Annotated in this window: 17 protein-coding genes, 1 pseudogene and 1 riboswitch; of the genes and pseudogenes, 10 read left to right on the plus strand and 8 right to left on the minus strand. The window is 62.8% G+C overall.

All coding sequences use genetic code 11. The features are described 5' to 3' along the window. From BG457_RS20620 to BG457_RS19450, 9 genes and pseudogenes are all read left to right on the plus strand, one after another. Window positions 1-121, plus strand: a pseudogene (locus BG457_RS20620) (TrbI/VirB10 family protein); the annotation flags it as partial. Then, window positions 121-1,146, plus strand: a complete 1,026-nt coding sequence (locus BG457_RS19415) for an ATPase, T2SS/T4P/T4SS family (protein WP_425434939.1) — start codon at window positions 121-123, stop codon at window positions 1,144-1,146. The pseudogene BG457_RS20620 and the gene BG457_RS19415, both read left to right, overlap by 1 nt. Then, complete coding sequence (locus BG457_RS19420; RefSeq protein WP_071799519.1) at window positions 1,143-1,619, plus strand: hypothetical protein; 477 nt, start codon at window positions 1,143-1,145, stop codon at window positions 1,617-1,619. The genes BG457_RS19415 and BG457_RS19420 overlap by 4 nt, the downstream gene beginning before the upstream one ends. Before the next feature lie 2 nt (window positions 1,620-1,621). Then, the gene (locus BG457_RS19425) at window positions 1,622-2,635 is read left to right on the plus strand and encodes a TrbL/VirB6 family protein (RefSeq protein WP_071799520.1); all 1,014 of its coding nucleotides are present in this window, start codon (window positions 1,622-1,624) and stop codon (window positions 2,633-2,635) included. 2 nt (window positions 2,636-2,637) lie between these two features. Then, window positions 2,638-3,159, plus strand: coding sequence for a DUF2726 domain-containing protein (locus tag BG457_RS19430; RefSeq protein ID WP_175546842.1), 522 nt, complete (start codon window positions 2,638-2,640; stop codon window positions 3,157-3,159). 9 nt (window positions 3,160-3,168) lie between these two features. Beyond that, a complete protein-coding gene (locus tag BG457_RS19435) occupies window positions 3,169-4,365 on the plus strand; it encodes a winged helix-turn-helix domain-containing protein (protein WP_071799522.1) in 1,197 nt (398 codons plus the stop codon). 324 nt (window positions 4,366-4,689) lie between these two features. Further along, window positions 4,690-4,904, plus strand: a riboswitch (cobalamin riboswitch). A 56-nt stretch (window positions 4,905-4,960) separates the two neighbouring features. Continuing rightward, window positions 4,961-6,004 (plus strand): ABC transporter substrate-binding protein, encoded by a 1,044-nt coding sequence (locus tag BG457_RS19440; protein ID WP_071799523.1) that lies wholly within the window; start codon window positions 4,961-4,963, stop codon window positions 6,002-6,004. A gap of 104 nt (window positions 6,005-6,108) precedes the next feature. Further along, complete coding sequence (locus tag BG457_RS19445) at window positions 6,109-7,050, plus strand: FecCD family ABC transporter permease (protein WP_139257890.1); 942 nt, start codon at window positions 6,109-6,111, stop codon at window positions 7,048-7,050. Further along, window positions 7,047-7,799, plus strand: coding sequence for an ABC transporter ATP-binding protein (locus BG457_RS19450; protein ID WP_071799525.1), 753 nt, complete (start codon window positions 7,047-7,049; stop codon window positions 7,797-7,799). Before BG457_RS19445 ends, BG457_RS19450 begins: the two co-directional genes overlap by 4 nt. A gap of 845 nt (window positions 7,800-8,644) precedes the next feature. Here the strand turns inward: BG457_RS19450 and BG457_RS19455 are convergent. After that, a complete protein-coding gene (locus BG457_RS19455; RefSeq protein ID WP_071799526.1) occupies window positions 8,645-9,679 on the minus strand; it encodes an SO_0444 family Cu/Zn efflux transporter in 1,035 nt (344 codons plus the stop codon). Between the two features lie 70 nt (window positions 9,680-9,749). Between BG457_RS19455 and BG457_RS19460 the strand changes: the two genes are divergently transcribed. Continuing rightward, window positions 9,750-10,160 (plus strand): MerR family transcriptional regulator, encoded by a 411-nt coding sequence (locus BG457_RS19460; RefSeq protein WP_071799527.1) that lies wholly within the window; start codon window positions 9,750-9,752, stop codon window positions 10,158-10,160. A 348-nt stretch (window positions 10,161-10,508) separates the two neighbouring features. Here the strand turns inward: BG457_RS19460 and BG457_RS19465 are convergent, their stop codons facing one another. The 7 genes from BG457_RS19465 to hisE all read right to left on the minus strand — a co-directional run bounded on the left by BG457_RS19465 (window position 10,509) and on the right by hisE (window position 17,030). Continuing rightward, a complete protein-coding gene (locus tag BG457_RS19465; RefSeq protein ID WP_071799528.1) occupies window positions 10,509-11,450 on the minus strand; it encodes a cation diffusion facilitator family transporter in 942 nt (313 codons plus the stop codon). A gap of 63 nt (window positions 11,451-11,513) precedes the next feature. After that, window positions 11,514-12,221: an MgtC/SapB family protein gene (locus BG457_RS19470; RefSeq protein ID WP_217649544.1), complete on the minus strand. Its 708-nt coding sequence runs from the start codon at window positions 12,219-12,221 to the stop codon at window positions 11,514-11,516. Between the two features lie 49 nt (window positions 12,222-12,270). Next, window positions 12,271-13,416 (minus strand): cation diffusion facilitator family transporter, encoded by a 1,146-nt coding sequence (locus tag BG457_RS19475; protein ID WP_071799529.1) that lies wholly within the window; start codon window positions 13,414-13,416, stop codon window positions 12,271-12,273. Window positions 13,417-13,448: 32 nt separating this feature from the next. Then, on the minus strand, window positions 13,449-13,787 hold the full coding sequence (locus tag BG457_RS19480; protein ID WP_071799530.1) for a hypothetical protein: 339 nt from the start codon (window positions 13,785-13,787) through the stop codon (window positions 13,449-13,451). A 173-nt stretch (window positions 13,788-13,960) separates the two neighbouring features. Further along, entirely contained in the window at window positions 13,961-15,025 is a 1,065-nt protein-coding gene (locus BG457_RS19485; protein WP_084657757.1) for a magnesium transporter, read from the minus strand. 150 nt (window positions 15,026-15,175) lie between these two features. Beyond that, window positions 15,176-16,555 carry a magnesium transporter gene (gene mgtE / locus BG457_RS19490; RefSeq protein WP_071799531.1) on the minus strand — a complete coding sequence of 460 codons (1,380 nt, stop codon included), beginning with the start codon at window positions 16,553-16,555 and terminating at the stop codon, window positions 15,176-15,178. A gap of 22 nt (window positions 16,556-16,577) precedes the next feature. Beyond that, window positions 16,578-17,030 (minus strand): phosphoribosyl-ATP diphosphatase, encoded by a 453-nt coding sequence (gene hisE / locus BG457_RS20085; RefSeq protein WP_217649545.1) that lies wholly within the window; start codon window positions 17,028-17,030, stop codon window positions 16,578-16,580. Window positions 17,031-17,032 lie beyond the last annotated feature (2 nt).

Consider the following 17,032-nt stretch of genomic DNA (forward strand, 5'->3'; position numbering starts at 1 on the left):
CGATCTGCGCGATGCCACGGGCTCGGTCCTGAGCGATTATCTGAGCCTGCCGCCCATCATCACCATCAATCAGGGCGCGCGCGTCACCGTGATGGTCGACCGCGATCTGGAGATATTCTGATGGACGGGCTGATCGCGCCGCGCGCGAATGGCGGGCACAACAGTTACTTCGCGCAGGAAATGGAGCGGCTGGGGCCGATTGTGAGGGACCCTGCGCTGGTCGAGCTTTGCGTCAATCCTGACGGCCGCGTCTGGGTTGAGCTGCAAGGCGATGCCATGATGCGCGCAACTGACCAGATCCTCTCGCAGACCGAAATGGGGGATCTGGCAAGCAATATCGCCTCCACGGGCAACAGCACGCTTGGGCGCAGTCGTCCGGTGATTTCGGGATCGGTCGTGTTTGCCGGGCGCGCGGTGCGCTATCAGGTCGTGGCTCCCCCTGTGGTGGAGCATGGGCATTCCATCTCGATGCGGTTTTTCTCGAGCATTCCGCTGGAGGCGATTGAGCTCAAATTCCTCCATGGCAAGGAAATCTCGCTCGGCGCGCAGCGCGCGGCATTGGGGCGGGAGTTGAAAGCGCTGGTTGCGACAGGTGATCTCGAGGCTGCGGCGCGGTTTTGCATCGCGCATAAGCTCAATCTCATCGTTGCGGGCGGCACGTCGACCGGCAAGACGGTACTTGCGCGCAAGCTGATTTCCTTTGTGCCCGCGCATGAGCGGATCATCACCATCGAGGAAGCCGCCGAGCTTCTGCCCACCCAGCCCAACACTGTCACCCTCCTCTCCGAACGAGAAAACCCCCTGCGCTCGACCGATGCGCTGCTCACCTCCTCGCTGCGCATGCGCCCTGACCGGCTGATCGTGGGCGAGGTGCGCGGGGCCGAGGCCATGACATTTCTGGAAGCCATCAATACCGGCCATGGCGGCTCGATCACCACGCTCCATGCCGAGACCCCGCAGCTTGCCATCTCGCGCCTCGCCATCGCCGCGCTCAAATCCAACCTGCCGCTCACATATGACAATATGTGCGCCTATATCGCCCGCTCGATCGATGTGATCGTGCAGGCAGGGCGCAAGGACGGCGCGCGCGGCATCACCCAATTCTATTTCCCCGCTCTTCCCGATGAACAGGACCCCCGGATATGAAACACGCCTTCCTTGGCCTTGCGCTGACCTTTGCCATGCCCGCCCTCGCGCAGACCGTACCGGATCTTGGTGATCTCGATCCGAACAAGTTGCCGCCCGCACCTGCGGACAGCGCGGCACACGACTTGACCCTGCCCGAGCTCTACACCGCCGCCGAGCCCGACCGCGAGGTCAATGGCTGCATCGTCCCAGGACGACCCGACTGGCTGGTCGAGATGAATCCAGCGACGACAGCAGAACGGGCCATGGTGCATGCGATCTATAATTTGCGCTGGTCCGAAGCGGTCGTGGCCCATGAGGATTGCGCCTGCGCACTGCGCTATCCTGATTGGGGAGAGGTCATTGAAGAGTTCAAAGGCAGCTATGCCGGGATGGGCAGGCAGGAGATGTTCGACGCGCAGATGTCGTACCGTGCGGCATATCACCGGATAGTATCCCAAGCTGACACCATCTGCCGCGACCAAAGCCGCTGAGCATGGGGATCGTCTCCTGGATCGTCGGGTCGGTCGAAGGCTACCTTACCACTGCAGGTGAGACAGCCTTCGGAGCCTTGCTTGGCTCTGTCGGCACGATTGGTATGGCGATGGCAACCCTGGCCGTCGTGTTCGTCGCTCTCAATGCAATGCTGCAGGTCAAATCCATCGATCTGCGGACAGCTGTCATGCTGGGGGTCAAGCTGGCGCTCGTGGGGATTTTTGCGCGCAATTGGGCGGAGTTCAACTCTGTGACCAATGCCATTGTCGGCGGGTCGGAACATTTGGCCGGCGTGATTGTCGGCGCAGCGGGCGGTATAGGAGATGGGTCAGCGGGCCACTTCGCGCAACAATTTGATATGATCATCGCCGAATTAGTGCGTACCGCCAACAACATCGGCAGCGCGATGAACTGGGTTGGCGGAGCGTTCTTCACGACAATCGCCTTCATCATCCTCGCCGCCATGGGCGCGGCAGCCGGTCTGATGATCGTCTTCGCCAAGCTGATGATCACCTTCTATGTCAGTATCGCGCCGATCATGATCACCATGTCGCTCCTGAACGCCACCAAGGACTATTTCCAGAACTGGCTGAGCGGGATCATCAGCTATGCCTTCTACCCCATCGTGATCGCCGCCGTCTTCTCGGTCATCATCTCGATGAGCGATCAGATGGCCAGCAATGTGAATTCCGGCGATCTGGCGACACTGGGTCAGGCGATCCCTTTTTTCGCGATGATCATCATGGCCTTTTTTGCGATCTTCCTGATCCCCGTGATCATGCGCCAGATCACAGGCAATATTCAGCTGACCTCGGCCATGAGCGGGCCCATGGCAGCGCTCGGCACCCTCTCTGCCGCGCGCATGGCTGGACTTATGGGACGGCACGGGCCAGTACCGCCCGCAGGCCCCGGTGCAGGTGGCGCAACGCGTGGCCCCGCGCCTGCAGGCGGTGGTAGTGCCGCGGCAGGGGCCAATGCGCGCATGGCGCGATCAGCACGGTTGGCAGGGAGATGAATATGGAAATGACGCCGGTGAGCTTTGGGGGGATCGCGCTCGGCTCATTCCTCCTCGTGATCATCGCCGCATGGCTCTCGCGCAAAGGCAACTTCGCGCCGCCGTTTGAGCGCCGTCCGCTCATGAACCAGACGGAACTGCGGCTCTTCAATACACTGCGCGGCGAGTTGCCTGCAGGCTGGAGCGTGATGTGTCAGGTTTCCTACGGCGCCTTCCTGCGCAACAAAAGCTTCAAGCGCTATATGAGCATCAATTCCAAGCGCGCGGATTTCGTGGTGCTGGACGCCGACCTGAATGTTGCTGCCGTGGTCGCATATCAGGGCGGCGGCCATTACGGGAATTCCCGCGACAGCCGCGCCCGCGCCGAGAAGAGCGATGCCGTCAAGCGGCAGGCCCTGCGCGAGGCGGGGATTGCACTGATCGAGCTGCCCGCAAAGTTTGACCGCGAAACTGTGGCTCAGCGTGTCGCGGAACTTGCCGGGACCGGATCGTGCCATGTTGCCCCTGACAGACCGGCAGCATAACCTGTCCGGATGGCAGTCCCCGTTATAGACAATTGCACGGCCCGCAGGCTGTTTCTCGACAGGCACCTTCTGCTGCGCCCGCAAGCCGGGACAGGCAAGGGGCGCGACCTTGAACAACTGCTGCACAAACTGGGTTTCGTGCAGGTTGACAGCGTGAACACGCTGGCGCGCGCGCATGATCTGATCCTGTGGTCGCGCCAGACGCGGTTTCGCCCCCGCGCACTGATGGATCTTGTCGCTCAAACCCGGACGGGGTTCGAGCATTGGACCCATGATGCTGCCATCATCCCGATGGCGTTTTACCCGATCTGGCGGCTGAAATTCGCCCGCGACGAGGCCCGGATGCGCGCGCGCTGGCCAGCATGGCGGCGCGAAGGCTGGGACGGCGAGATCGAGACTGTGCTCAGACATGTCGCCGATAACGGGCCAACATCCTCGCGCGATGTCGGCACAGATGAGCAGAAAGGATCGTCGGGCTGGTGGGACTGGCACCCCTCCAAGACTGCGCTGGAATTCCTGTGGCGCTCGGGCCAGCTTGCAATCAGCCATCGGCAGGGGTTCCGCAAATTCTATGATCTGAGCGAGCGGGTGATCCCGCGCGACTATCGGGCCACGCACCTGACGGATGCGGAAATCGTCGATCAGGCAATGTCCGGGGCGCTGGACAGGCTCGGATTTGGCACCAGTGGCGAGTTGGCGGCGTTTTTCGAGATCGCCACGCGCGATGAGGCAAAAGCCTGGTGCAAGGAGGCATTGGCAAGCGGGCGCATCATCGAGGCAGATATCACCATGGCAGATGGTACTCTGCGGCGCAGTTTCACCATCTCTGAAGCGCTGGATCATGCCATATCCCTGCCCAACCCTTCCTCACGGGTCCGCATCCTGTCGCCATTTGACCCCGCCTTGCGCGACCGGGCCCGCGCCGAGCGGCTGTTCGGGTTTCACTACCGGATCGAGATTTTCGTGCCCGAAGCGAAACGGAAATATGGATACTATGTATTTCCAGTGCTGCAAGGAGATCGCCTGATCGGGCGGCTCGACGCCAAGCGCGACGGCAAGACACTGGCCGTGCGGGCCTTCTGGCCAGAGGCGGGCGTGAAAATGAGCAAAGCGCGCATTGCGGGCCTTGCCGCAGAGCTGGACAGGCTCAGACATTTTGCTGATGTCGATGGGATCGAGTTCGAGAACACCTGGTTGCGAGGTTGAAATCAGATGCGGAGGATGGGTCAAGGTCGAGAAAGACTCGGCCCACTCCTGCCGTTCGGCTCTGATGAGATGCCACGGCGCAGCCCCGTCAGAGCAGCCATACGTGCGGACCGCAGCGAAAACTTGCAAAAAAAAGGTGAAGCGTTCGAAGCCGTCTTTCGCTGCGGGTGTCAGAATGGCGTTCAGGCGGGCGATCAGGTTCCAGCAGCTTACGGCGCCAAGCATCGACGAAGGCTTCGGGGTCTCCTGCACCACATCGCGCGGTTCGAAGCATCTTCGGGGTTTCCCTGTCATAACTTGAGATTGACAATCTGCCGCACATAGGAGACAGACCTCGCGAACGGTTCCCCTCTGGGGATGAAAAGGGAACCCGGTGCCGTGGCCGCAAGGTGCGAATTCCGGGACTGCCCCCGCAACTGTAAGCGACCGTTCCGATCCGTTCGCCGTCATGGGCGAAGCCACTGCATCAGGTGATGCGGGAAGGCGGTATCGGGACCACGGTCGCAAGTCAGGAGACCTGCCGTTCCGGCTTCGCGATGAGGCGCAGCCGACACCCTCATATCCGCCGGACGGGGTGTCCGGGAAAGGAGCTTGAATGTCTCACTTGTCTTGCGGTCTCCGCCAAAGCAGTCGTGTGGTCGCGGCCTGCCTGCTGGCCATGACTGTCTCTGATGCCCGCGCGCAGGCGACGGAATACCCGCTCGAAATCACGAACTGCCAAAGGTCGCTCAGCTTCCGGAGCGCGCCGGAAAGAGCCGTTTCCATCGGCCAGGGCACGACCGAGATCATGCTCTCGCTCGGCATTGCTGATCGCATCGTCGGCACCGCGATCTGGCTGGACCCCCTGCCAGAGGCGCTGGAAGAGGCGGGTCGGTCCCTGCCGCGACTCGCCGACAATTCGCCGGGCTTCGAGGCGGTGCTGAACACCCGGCCCGATTTCGTGGCGGCGCAATGGGTCAACGATATTGCCCCTGAACAGGCGCGCGTGGGGACATTCGCGCAATTCGATGATTTCGGGATCGCCAGCTATGTGTCACCCGCCGAATGCGCCAAGAGCGACTTCAGTGCCGGCAGCGGCGATGGTGCCCGTTCGCAGGCCTGGAGCGTGGACCTGCTGAATCAGGAGATTTCGGAACTGGCCGCGATTTTCGATGTCCAGCCCGCAGGCGACGCCCTGATTGCGCAGAACTCCGCCCGGGTCGAAGCTGCGTCGATCCATGCGCAAGAGCTACAGGCGCAGGATGTCACGGTGCTTTACTGGTTCTCGTCGCCCCAGATTGACGGCGAGGCCTATGTCGCCGGGCGCTATGGGGCCCCCGCCTGGATTTCGGATGTGGTGGGCATACGCAACGTCATCACTTCGGATCAGGAATGGCCGCTGGTCGGCTGGGAAACCATTGCCGGGCTGAACCCCGATGTGATCGTGCTGGGCGCGATGGACCGTCGCAGGCTGCCAGCGGATGATATCGCCGCCAAACGTGCGTTTCTCGAAAGCGATCCGGTGGCCAGCCAGCTGAATGCTGTGCGCAATGGTCACCTGATCGAGATGCCAGCGCATTCGATGAACCCCACGCTGCGCGCCGTGGACGGTGTTGAAACGCTCGTGGAAGGGCTGCGTGAACTGGGGCTGACCCGGTGATTGCCGGGACGCTCTCGGCACGGGGCTCGCGCCCCGTGTTGGGGTTGGGCGGCTTTCTGTTGATCGGAACGGCCGCGCTGCTGGCGGCCGTCACCTGCGGGATCATGTTCGGCGAAATCGCCGTCACCCCGCATGAGGTCGCCAATACCCTTGCCAACCGGCTGCTCGGCTTTGACCTGCCGGTGGATCCGATCCGCGAGGGGATCATCTGGCATTACCGCCTGAGCCGGGCGGCGGTTGCGGTCTGTGCGGGGGCGTCGCTGGCCATCTGCGGCGTGGTGTTGCAGGCGCTGCTGCGCAATCCGCTGGCGGAGCCCTATCTGCTGGGCATCTCGGCGGGTGCCTCGACGGGGGCGGTGACGGTGATTGTGCTGTCGCTCGGGGCCGGCGCGCTGACCGTCTCGGCCGGGGCCTTTGCCGGGGCGGCGCTGGCCTTCGCCTTTGTCGCCATCCTGGCCTTCGGGTCCGGCGGCGGCACAGACCGGATCATCCTTGCGGGCATCGCAGGGTCGCAACTGTTCAATGCCGCGACTTCTTTCATCGTTACCTCATCGGCCACGGCAGAGCAGACACGCGGCATCATGTTCTGGCTTCTGGGCAGCCTTGGGGGGGTCCGCTGGCCTGATGCGGGCCTCGCCTTTCCGGTCGTGCTGCTTGCGCTGGCCTATTGCCTTTACCGGGCGAGGGCGCTGGATGCTTTCGCCTTCGGCGAGGATGCGGCGGCCTCGCTCGGGGTGGATGTGACGCGCGTGCGGATCGAGTTGTTCGCGCTGACCGCCATGTTGACCGCGACGGTGGTCAGCATCATCGGTGCGGTCGGTTTCGTCGGGCTGGTCATCCCGCATGCGATGCGGTTTCTGGTGGGGCCCTCGCACGGGCGGCTGATACTGGCCTCTGCGCTGGCAGGCGGTGTCTTCATGGCGCTGGCCGATGTTCTGTCGCGCCTTGTGCTGCCGGGGCAGGTCTTGCCGGTCGGGGTGATCACGGCGCTGTTCGGCGCACCCGTGTTCGGGGTCATCTTGTGGCGTTCGCGGGGGGCCAAATGACCCTGAGCGCCGAGAATGTCTCATGGACGGCCGGGGGTGCCCCGATCGTGCGCGACGTCACGCTTGCTCTGCCCGAGAAAGGGGTTCTGGGGCTGGTCGGCCCCAACGGATCGGGAAAGTCCAGCCTGCTGCGGCTTCTTGCCGGGTTGCGCCGTGGCACCGGCGGGGCGGTCTATGTGGACGGGCAACCGATCACCCGCATCCGCCGTGCCGAGATCGCAAGGCGCCTTGCCGTCGTCGAGCAACAGGCGACGACCGAGGTTGCTCTGAGCGCGCGCGAGGTGGTGGCGCTGGGGCGCGCGCCACAACGCGCAGCCTGGAGCGCTTGGACCGAACGCGACGAGGCGGCGGTGGCTTCGGCGCTGGAGCGCACCGGGATGATGCATCGCGCGGCGCAGCAATGGTCAACCCTGTCGGGGGGCGAGCGGCAGCGTATCCAGATCGCAAGGGCGCTGGCGCAGGAGCCGCGCGAGCTTCTGCTGGACGAGCCGACCAATCATCTCGACATCCGCCACCAGCTTGATCTGATGCGGCTCTTGCCAAGGCTGGGCACGCGCGTCGTCGTGGCGCTGCACGACCTCAACCAGGCCGCCGCCTTCTGTAGCGAGATCGCAGTAATGCACGAAGGCCGGCTGATCGCGCAGGGCGCACCGGCGCAGGTGCTGAACGCATCCCTCATCGGCGAGGTCTTCGCTGTGGACGCATCGGTCACTTGTGGCCCGACCGGCACACGGATCTCGTTTTTCTGACCTGACTTCAGCCGGTTGTGGTAAAGACATTGCGCAACATGCTGGCGCGTCCGTACATGAATACACCGCAAAGTAGACCCGCATCGCTTTCGCCACCCCCGGTAGCTTGCCGCTATGCATGGCCCCCAGAACCTCCAATCGTCGCGGGCAAGAGATGTGCTTTGATCCGATCGAGGATCGGGTAATGTCTCAGTTTGAAATCCGGCGCAGTTGACGGGGCTGTCGCTTCGCGGCCGGGAGCTTGTCGAAGGTGTGCGCAGCATCGCCAGCCTGGCGCCGCAGCAGGATGGCCAGAGGCTGCATTCCTCATCCTGGTCCCACGCCGCCCTGCGCCTGCTCTTAGGGCGGGGAAGAGTGAGTTGGTTGATTCATTTTTCGGACGAACCATCGCCGCATCGAGCCGAGCGCGGTGGGCGGCGATAGATATGGTTTCATGTAGCAACAGAGATGGGAGCATTTCGGATGACTGAAGGCCCGGTGCTGCGCGTGCAGAATACGTTTCGTCCTCCGCCGAACGATATTGTCGCGTTTGGGTTCCTCGCGTCGAGCTGCGGCACAGCAGCGTCGTCCCAGCCCCGAGCGATCAGGTTAGCATCGCGATCGGCCCATTGCTGCCGGTCTGGACGACCACTATGCGCGCGGCGCGGCGTTCCCAAAGCAGCCAATCGTACATTGCGCAGTGTTGAAGCTATCAAGTATTGTGGGTGCTGGCCAAGCTGCTGTTAACATCACCCAGCCGATGAGCCTTCGTTAATGCAGCATTGCCGTCGTGGAGGCCGCAAACCGGCCGCAACTTGTTTCTTGCCAATACCACTCACGCATCCTCACTCTACGTCGACACATGTTCAGGCTGGGCGCAAGACAGCACGGCGTAGTGGTCGCGCTGCAACCATGAGCAGAAATCCAAGCGCCGCCCAAGACAGCCACGCTGGCACGACACTGTGCGACGTCTCCAGAGTCGCGGCGATGTTGATCCCGCTGAGGCTCACGAACTGTTCGAGAACGAGGCCTGCTGTAAGCGCGCTCCCGATCACCCCTGCACCATAGCGCATGAGTGTCGCTTTTCCCATCTCGCGCCAGATAATCGTCAGGGTTGCGAGGCTGGTAATGGGTCCCGCTAACAGAAAAACCAGCACTGCCCCTGGCGAGACACCCGCAAGCAGCATGGCCGCCGCAATGGGTGTGGCGGCCGACGCGCAGATGTAAATCGGGATGCCAATCACGGCCATGAGCAGCATCAGCGGCAGACCTGTCAGAAGGCCCGCCAGCACTTCGGGCGGCAGGCTGGAGAGAATGAGGGCAGCGACAACCAGGCCGCCCAGCATCCACGGACCAATATCGTCGAGCATATCGACGAAGGCATATCGCATCCCCGCGCGAAGCCGTGCGGAAACCGGCAGGTCGGGCGCGACCGCATCGCCGCCGCCCGCGCAGGATTTGCTTTTGCAGCATGCCGAAGGCTCGGTCGGTGCCACAGCAGTTCTACGCTGCCCCGCAACCACAAGGCCTGTCGCCATTGCCGCGAAAATCGCCCCAAGTATGCGCGCCAGCATCATGATAGGCCCAAGCAGCGCATAGCTGAGCGCAATCGAATTCACTCCGATCCCCGGGGTCGAGATCATGAAGGCGGCAACTGGCCCTTTTCCTGCGCCCGCACGATGGAGTGCAAGGCCCGTAGGAATCGCCCCGCAGGAGCAGAGCGGCAGGGGCGCCCCGATAAGCGCGGCACGAGTGATGGCCCCAAAGCCCGCGCCGCCAATCCAGCGCTGCAAGACATCTTGCGGCAGGAAGGCCTTGATCAACCCAGCGATGACAAGCCCCATGAGCAGCCATGGCGCGATATCGAGGGCGAGTTCCAGGATTGTCTCACGAAAATTCATGCGCAGGACCTTGTGATTCGCTGAAGTTTGGACATTGATAGCCCCTGTAGCAACTACAGGGTCAAGGACCATGTCTGACTATCTTCGCATTGGCGAATTGAGCCGCACGACCGCGACCAAGGTCGAAACCATCCGTTACTATGAACGCATCGGATTGATTGACCCTCCGCTGCGGACATCGGCCAATTACAGGGCCTATGCGCCTTCCCATCTGGCGCGGCTCAGCTTCATCCGACGTGCCCGCGCCCTCGGATTCTCGCTTGAGCAGGTCCGCCAGTTTCTGCAACTCGCCGATGACAAAGACGCCCCCTGCGATCGCATCGACGAAATCGCGCGGCAGCATCGGGCCACTGTAGAGGAAAAGCTTGCCGATCTGTTGGCACTGCGCGATGAACTCGACGCCATCATCGGGCAATGCCGCACTGGCAAAGTCAGCGATTGCACCATTCTCGAGGCGCTTTCTCCACAAGCACAGGACTGACAAGCTCATTCTCCAGCGCTTGGATCAATCTGGCTGTGGAACCTGCGAGCGAGCCGAGCTTGCTACGGTATCTCCTCATCTATCCAATCGGTGCCCAGTCACAATGCGGCGGGTTAACCCTTCAAACTCGAGTATCGACAATTTTGGACTTAAAGTTGACCGACAGCCCGTGGCGCGATGCTTTTCAAAGCGGACACGCGGTTAAACCGAGCAACCTATTACGTCCTCGACAGGTACGGAAACTCACGCAGTGATGTTCTAACACCTGCGGCCTGGCGGAATTGTAACGCTGCAGTCGCGTTGTTTAGAACCCCAAAGACGATGCATAACGCAAGCGTTTCATGGCGATCACGCCTGCCTGGCGGTGCCCTCGACAAAAGACAAGGGTCGAAGGGCTGCACATATCTCGACCTGTCCGAGCAGAGCCGATACCTTGTGATCGATTTCAGCGTCGAGTCTGGTCAGGTCGCGCAGGCTGTCTACCTCGACTTCTGCAACCAGGTCGACGACATGATGTTCTGGCAGGCGCCGGATGCGCAGTGTCTTGACGTCCCGGACCTCCGGGATGCTGTTCAGGCTGTCAAGAACCGCCAGTGAAACCGTCGGATCGATCCGGTCGAGCAGCATCCCCAGCGCGCGGCGGCCCACAGTGAAGGATGTGTAGCTGAGCAAGCCCGCCACACCAAAGGCCGCGAGTGTATCGGCCACGGGCAGGCCATACCATGCGCCGATCAACCCGAGCGTAACCAGAACAGTGCCAAGCGAGTCTGTCAGGAAATGCGCGGCATTGGCCTCCAGCGCCATGCTGCCCGTTGCGCGCGCGGCGCGTTTGACGATCTGGTGACGGATGAAATCGGCAGCGGCTGCGAAGGCGGCTGCGGCCAGATACCACGCCTCGATCTGCATCGGCGGCGTGCCGTGGACCAGTTTCAGCCCCGCCAGATGCCAGATGAACACGGCAATGATGCCCAGCAGCACGGCTTCGGCCAGCGCGGCAAAGGCTTCGAGTTTTTCACGCCCGCAGGTCCAGGCAGGGTCTGACCCGCGATCCGACAGGCTGACGACGACCACGGTGACGCCGGTCACGACGATGTCGATCAGCCCTTGCATCGCATCCGCGACCAGCGCGAGCGAGCCCGACAGCAGGCCGATGATCAGCTTGCCCAGTGTCAGCACGATGGTTGTGATCAGCGAGCCGATGGCCACCATTAGCTTGTAGGCCCGGTTTCCCATGCCCAGCCAAGTGCCCAAGCCCCGCGGCAATCCTGAATTTGCGCTGAAATCAGTCATTCGGCCTCCAACTTGTCACAGTTGAATAGCGGTGAAATCGGGCAAAAATTGGGAAGGGATATGTCAGGAGAAACCAGTTTCGCGGATGCTCCAGCGGGCGGCAGTGACAGCGGGCTCCAGGCTCAGGCGGCCAACGATCTGTTCAAGCGCGGAGTCAGAGGTGCTATCGGCATTCACTTCGGCAGTGACTTCGACGCGGTCACTATCTTCGATATTCTCGGACTCCAGCCCGGTCAGATGCAGCCCGTTTTCGGTGAAGCCTTGCAGCATCAGGGCGCGGACATGGGCTTCCTGCGCGCTTTTGCAGATAATCTCGACCGCATAGTAGCGCGTCAGTTCCGTGGTCTGGATCGGCTGGCGGTCAAGTATGCGGGCGAGCGGGCGCAGGCCCAGATTGACGAAGACCACCGCACCTGTGACGGAAGCCGCGAGCATGAACTCGCCCGCGCCCGCAAGCATTCCGATGGCGGCGGCACACCAGAGCGTCGCTGCCGTGTTAAGCCCGCGCACGTTGAACCCTTCGCGGAAGATGATGCCTGCACCCAGAAACCCGATGCCCGATACAATCTGCGCTGAAACACGGGTCGGGCTGATCTCGTCTGGGAACGCGGCGGAGAAGAGCACGAAACTGGCTGCGCCCAGAGCCACGAGCGTATTGGTGCGCAGCCCCGCCAGACGTTGCCGCCATTGCCGTTCCATGCCGATGATCGCGCCGAACAGCAGCGCCGCAGAGAGGTTCAGGATCGGCTGGAAGAGGATCAGGTCGGGCATGGGGTATCCTTCGCAATGCGATGCGTCATGGCAGGCCAGTGTGACAGGTTTACGACGCAGGCGCCCAGAGTAGGCGGATTTCGGACAGATCGCTCTTGGCCTGCTGCAATCGAAAGGCGATGCGCATCTGTGCGCCGCTGACCGGGGTTTCGCGCAGTTCGACCACGGCAATGACGCCCTCGTCGCGGTAATCAAGCCTCAGGTGACGGATTGCCCCAGCGGGCACGATCCCGTCCAGACAGTCGCGCACCACTTGCGCAAGCTCCGGGCGCAGGGCGGCCTTATGCGCCGCAGGGCCATCCGCATGGCCGTCAGGTTCGGGATGGATGATGATCTCGTTCACTTCAGGCAGGGCAGCGAGCACATTGGCGCGCGCGGCCTCACTCAGGCGATGGGCTTCGGAAAGGGTCATCGCAGGATCAAGCGCGATATGGACATCCGCCTGAATGGACCCGCTCATATGGCGCAATCTCAGGTCATGGGCGTCGCGCAGGCCGGGGGTGGCCATCAGCGCCCCGGTGATCCGGGTCGCGACCTCCTCGGAGGGCGCGGTATCGACCAGTTCATGAATCGCAGGACGCCCATAGACCCAGGCCACGCGCCCGAGCATCAGCGCGATGATCGCAGCCCCCAGCGCATCGGCCCATAGCGCGCCCAGCATGGCCGCGCCGATCCCGGCCAGCGCCACGACGGAGGTGGCCGCGTCCGAGCGGTGATGCCAGGCATTTGCGGCCATCATCGCCGAGCCCGTGCGCCGCGCCACGGCTTTGGTGTAATGATAAAGCGCTTCTTTCAGAGCGATGGAGAGGCCCGCGACGCAAAGCGCGAGCAGGCCCGGCGCGCCATCGGGCGGGGAGAGGAGCCGCGCACCCGCGTCGATCAGGATGCTCGCTGCTGCAAGCGCCAGCATCGCGGCAATAGCCAGCGTGGCCAGCGTTTCAAAGCGGCCATGACCGAACGGATGATCCGCATCAGGTGGGCGGTGCGAATGGCCAAGCGCCCAGATCACAGCGGCGTCGGACATCAGATCCGACAGCGAATGCACACCATCCGCCACCAGCGCCTGACTTTGTGTCACCAGCCCGACAATGATCTTTGCGCCTGCCAACGGCGCATTCAGAAACACCCCCGCCCAGGCCGCGCGGCGCTTGTCGCGCAGGGCAGCGCTTTCGGAACTGATGTCGGACTGGGTCATCTCAAAATTCTTTCAGATACGGCCAATAGGGGTCATCTGCCCTGCGAGGCAGTGCTTTGCAACAGAGTCGTGATACGCCCGCAAGATGGGAACGGCCCCGGCCCAGTCCGCGCAATTCTGCTCGAGGCGCGCGCGCGCGTAGACGCGTTCAGTCGCGCGACGACCGGGATTTGCACACCCGCGGGCAAAAGCGCCAGACCGCGCGCGGCGTCTTCTGCGGGCAGTCGGATCATCGCTTGGGCGATTTCTTCGGCAGAATGACGCAAGATCGCCGGCCGGCCCGGTTTCATACTGTCGCCGTAGATGAAGGCGCGCAAATGGGCGCTGGTCAAGGTGCGCGTCGGTGATGTGGTTTGTGGCAGGTAGCTCATGGGATGTGTCCTTTTGGTGTGACCCTCTGCACAGGCGCGCCCGGTGCAGAGGGCGGCGCATCACATGAGGGGGAGGTTGAGATTGAATAATCGGGGGTCGGGCATGATTTGCGGGGTCCTGTTCGGGCTGTCGGGCGGCATGCGGGATACCGCCCGACAAGGGTTTCGAACGATCAGAAATCCACCCCGATCAGCCAAGAGGCCATCGAGAAATAGACCAGCAGGCCCGAGAAATCCTTGATCGTGGTGATGAACGGGTCCGCGCCGGGCGCGTGATCCACACCGATCCTGATCATGATATAGGGCAGCAGGAAGCCGAGGCAGGACGCCAGAAAGACCGAGGTGAAGAGCGCCACACCGACGACAATTCCAAGCTGCGGAATCTCGTTCGGGACACCTTGCCAGAAATAGGCGACGGTTCCCGCGACCAGCGCAATGCCCACTGCCATGGTCAGACCTACCAGCGCCTCGCGCACGAAATTCTTGCGCCAGAAGTCTTTCATGGTGACATGACCCAGCGCATATCCGCGCGCGAAGATCGTGGAGGATTGCGTGCCGACATTGCCGCCCATATCCATCACCAGCGGGATGAAAATGGCCAGCGCCAGCACAGCGCCCAGCACATCCTCGAACTGGTCAATGAGACCGCCGACGACAAGCCCACCGGCCAGCGTGACCATCAGGAACAGGATGCGCACACGCACGGTGTACCAGATCGGACCCTGGGTCAGCTTTTCCGAGCGCACATGGTCTTCGGTGTGAAACACATCGCCGACACCGGCCTTGAAATAGATATCGTCCGAGGTCTCGACTTCGAGAATATCCATCGCATCGTCGAAGGTCAGAACGCCGATCATCTCGCGCTTCGAGTTGACGACCGGCAGCAGCGGCACGTCTTTCAGCTGCAGCCGCCGTGCGGCGGTTTCCTGGTCCATGGCATGGCTGACGGCGATATCTGCGCCTTCAACCAAAGGCATGATGGCGCTCTCCGGCTCTGCGCGCAGCAGGGCTGAGAGGCGCGCGAAGCCCTTGTAGCAGCCTTGCCCATCGACGACAAAGACCACGGCGGCCTGACCGGCCGGCACGCGCGTGCGGCGCACGGCGTCGAGCGCGTTGCTGACCGATGCGCTGTCGGCGACATAGACAAAGGCATCGCGGATGCGCGCCGAGATGGGGCCGGGGCTGGCCTTGGTGGTTGCGCCCGTTGCGCCGAGCGTTTCAAAAGTTGTGCTTGCCATGTGATTTCTCCATTGGCTTTTGGGTCGTTTGAGAAAGAGGTGAAGGGGGTCAGTCGGGCTGTGGCGGATCCCAGCCGCGCGCAGTGGCGCCCGCGTTGCGACAGGATCGCAGCGGCATATGACGCGCGGGTGACAGATAGGGGCCAGCCATCATGCGCCCCCCGCTAGGGGCCCGAGCAGCGCCCAGGCGATGGCGAAATAGATCACCACCCCCACCAGATCCATGATCGAGGTGATGAGCGGTGCGGACATCGCCGCCGGGTCGGTACCAAGCCTGCGCGCCACAAATGGGGCGAGCGCGCCCAGTACGCCGCCCATGATGGTGACGCAAACCATCGTCAGCCAGATCACCCAGAGCACTTGCGGCGCGATTGTCTGGCCCAATGTCGCAAGCACCGCCATCAGACTGGCAACCACCAGCCCCAGCCCGGCAAGCACCGGAAGTTCCCGCCGGAGCACAAACCATATGTCCCGCGCGCGCAGATCCAGCTGGCCCAGTGCCATGGCGCGCAGGACCAGCGTCGCGGACTGGCTGCCGGTATTGCCGCCCATATCAATGATCGGGGCCACAAATGCTGCAAGGATCAGCATTTCCGCCAGAAGCGCCTCTTGCCCCGCGATATAGCCCGCCGTCACCACGCCAAAGACGCTCAGGATCGACAGCCACACCAGCCGCACGCGGAAAATCCGCCCGAGGCTGGAGCCGCGCATGTCCAGATCATCGCCCGCGAAGGCGCCCGTCGCACCGAAGCGCGCAAGCGTGGCCGCAGAGGCTGCGCGCCCGATATCCAGCGCATCGTCAATGGTGACGATGCCGACCAGCCGCTTGCCTGTCGTCAGGATCGGCAGGGCAAAGACGTCATAGGCGGCGATGCGTTCGGCAATATCGCGCAAGGGCTCATCCACCCGGCCAGAGGGCGCGTTGACCATCATCAGATCGGAAATCGAGCGCCGCTCATCGGCGAGGATCAGATCGCGCAGCGTGACCACGCCCTGCAGCTTGCGCTCGGCATCGACGACATAGGCGGTGTAGATCGTTTCTGTATCAGGGGCCTCGGCGCGCAGATGGGCAATCGCCTGCGCGACGGTCATCTCGGGCGCGAGCGTCGCGTAATCTGACGTCATCGCGGCCCCTGCGGTGCCTTCGGGATACGCGGCAAGACGGCGAATATCCTCGCGCTCGGCCTGCGCCAACGCGGGCAGCAACGTTGCGCGCTGGTCCGCTGACAGCGCTTTCCACAGATCAGCACGCTCGTCATGGCTCATATCGGTCACGATCCGCGCGAAATCGGGGCGCGCGATATGGCGCGCAATCGCGATCTGGAAGCGCGGGCCGAAATAACCGAAAACCTTGCTTTGCTGCGCCGGCGTGAGCGCACGCATCAGTTTTGCGGCCTCGGATGGGGGCAGGCCGCCGACCTCATTGGCCAGATCCGCCGGGTGCAACTCGGCAAGCGCCTCGCGCAGGGTCAGCAAATCTCCCTGCGCGAGATGCGCGCGCAATGCGTCTTGCGACATGAGAACGGTCATGGCCTGCCCCTTTCCTGTGCGTTCAGCCAAAGGCCGTTGACAAGGACACCGGCCCGATCCGGTCGCCCTTGCGATAGAGCGCGCAGGGCGTGGCGGGGGGTGTCTTGTGCTTGAGCAGCTTCTTTGCCGGGCCTTTCTTGGGCAGCTTTTCGGCAATCCCCAGCACTGCAATGCGCCGCGCCATTTCCGCGCGCACGTCGCCGGGCGTGATACCGCGGTCATGCCAGAGAACCGCCAGATGGTAGAGCAGATCGACGCTTTCAGCGATCAGCCCTTCGGGGTTGTCGGCCACGGCGTCCAGCGCGACTTCGGTGGCTTCTTCCACCAGCTTGCGGGCCTTCTTGGCGGTCGAGGCGGCTTTCAGTTTTGCAGTGCGCTCGGTAGGCGGGGCGTCGAGTTGGGTCATCAGCAGCTCGAGATGCCCGAAAATATCTGCCGGGCGGCCGAAACGTGGGTCAATTGCTTGCATCTTCATGG

The sequence above is a fragment of the Natronohydrobacter thiooxidans genome (genome assembly GCF_001884735.1).
In the GTDB taxonomy this organism is placed as follows: domain Bacteria; phylum Pseudomonadota; class Alphaproteobacteria; order Rhodobacterales; family Rhodobacteraceae; genus Roseinatronobacter; species Roseinatronobacter thiooxidans_A.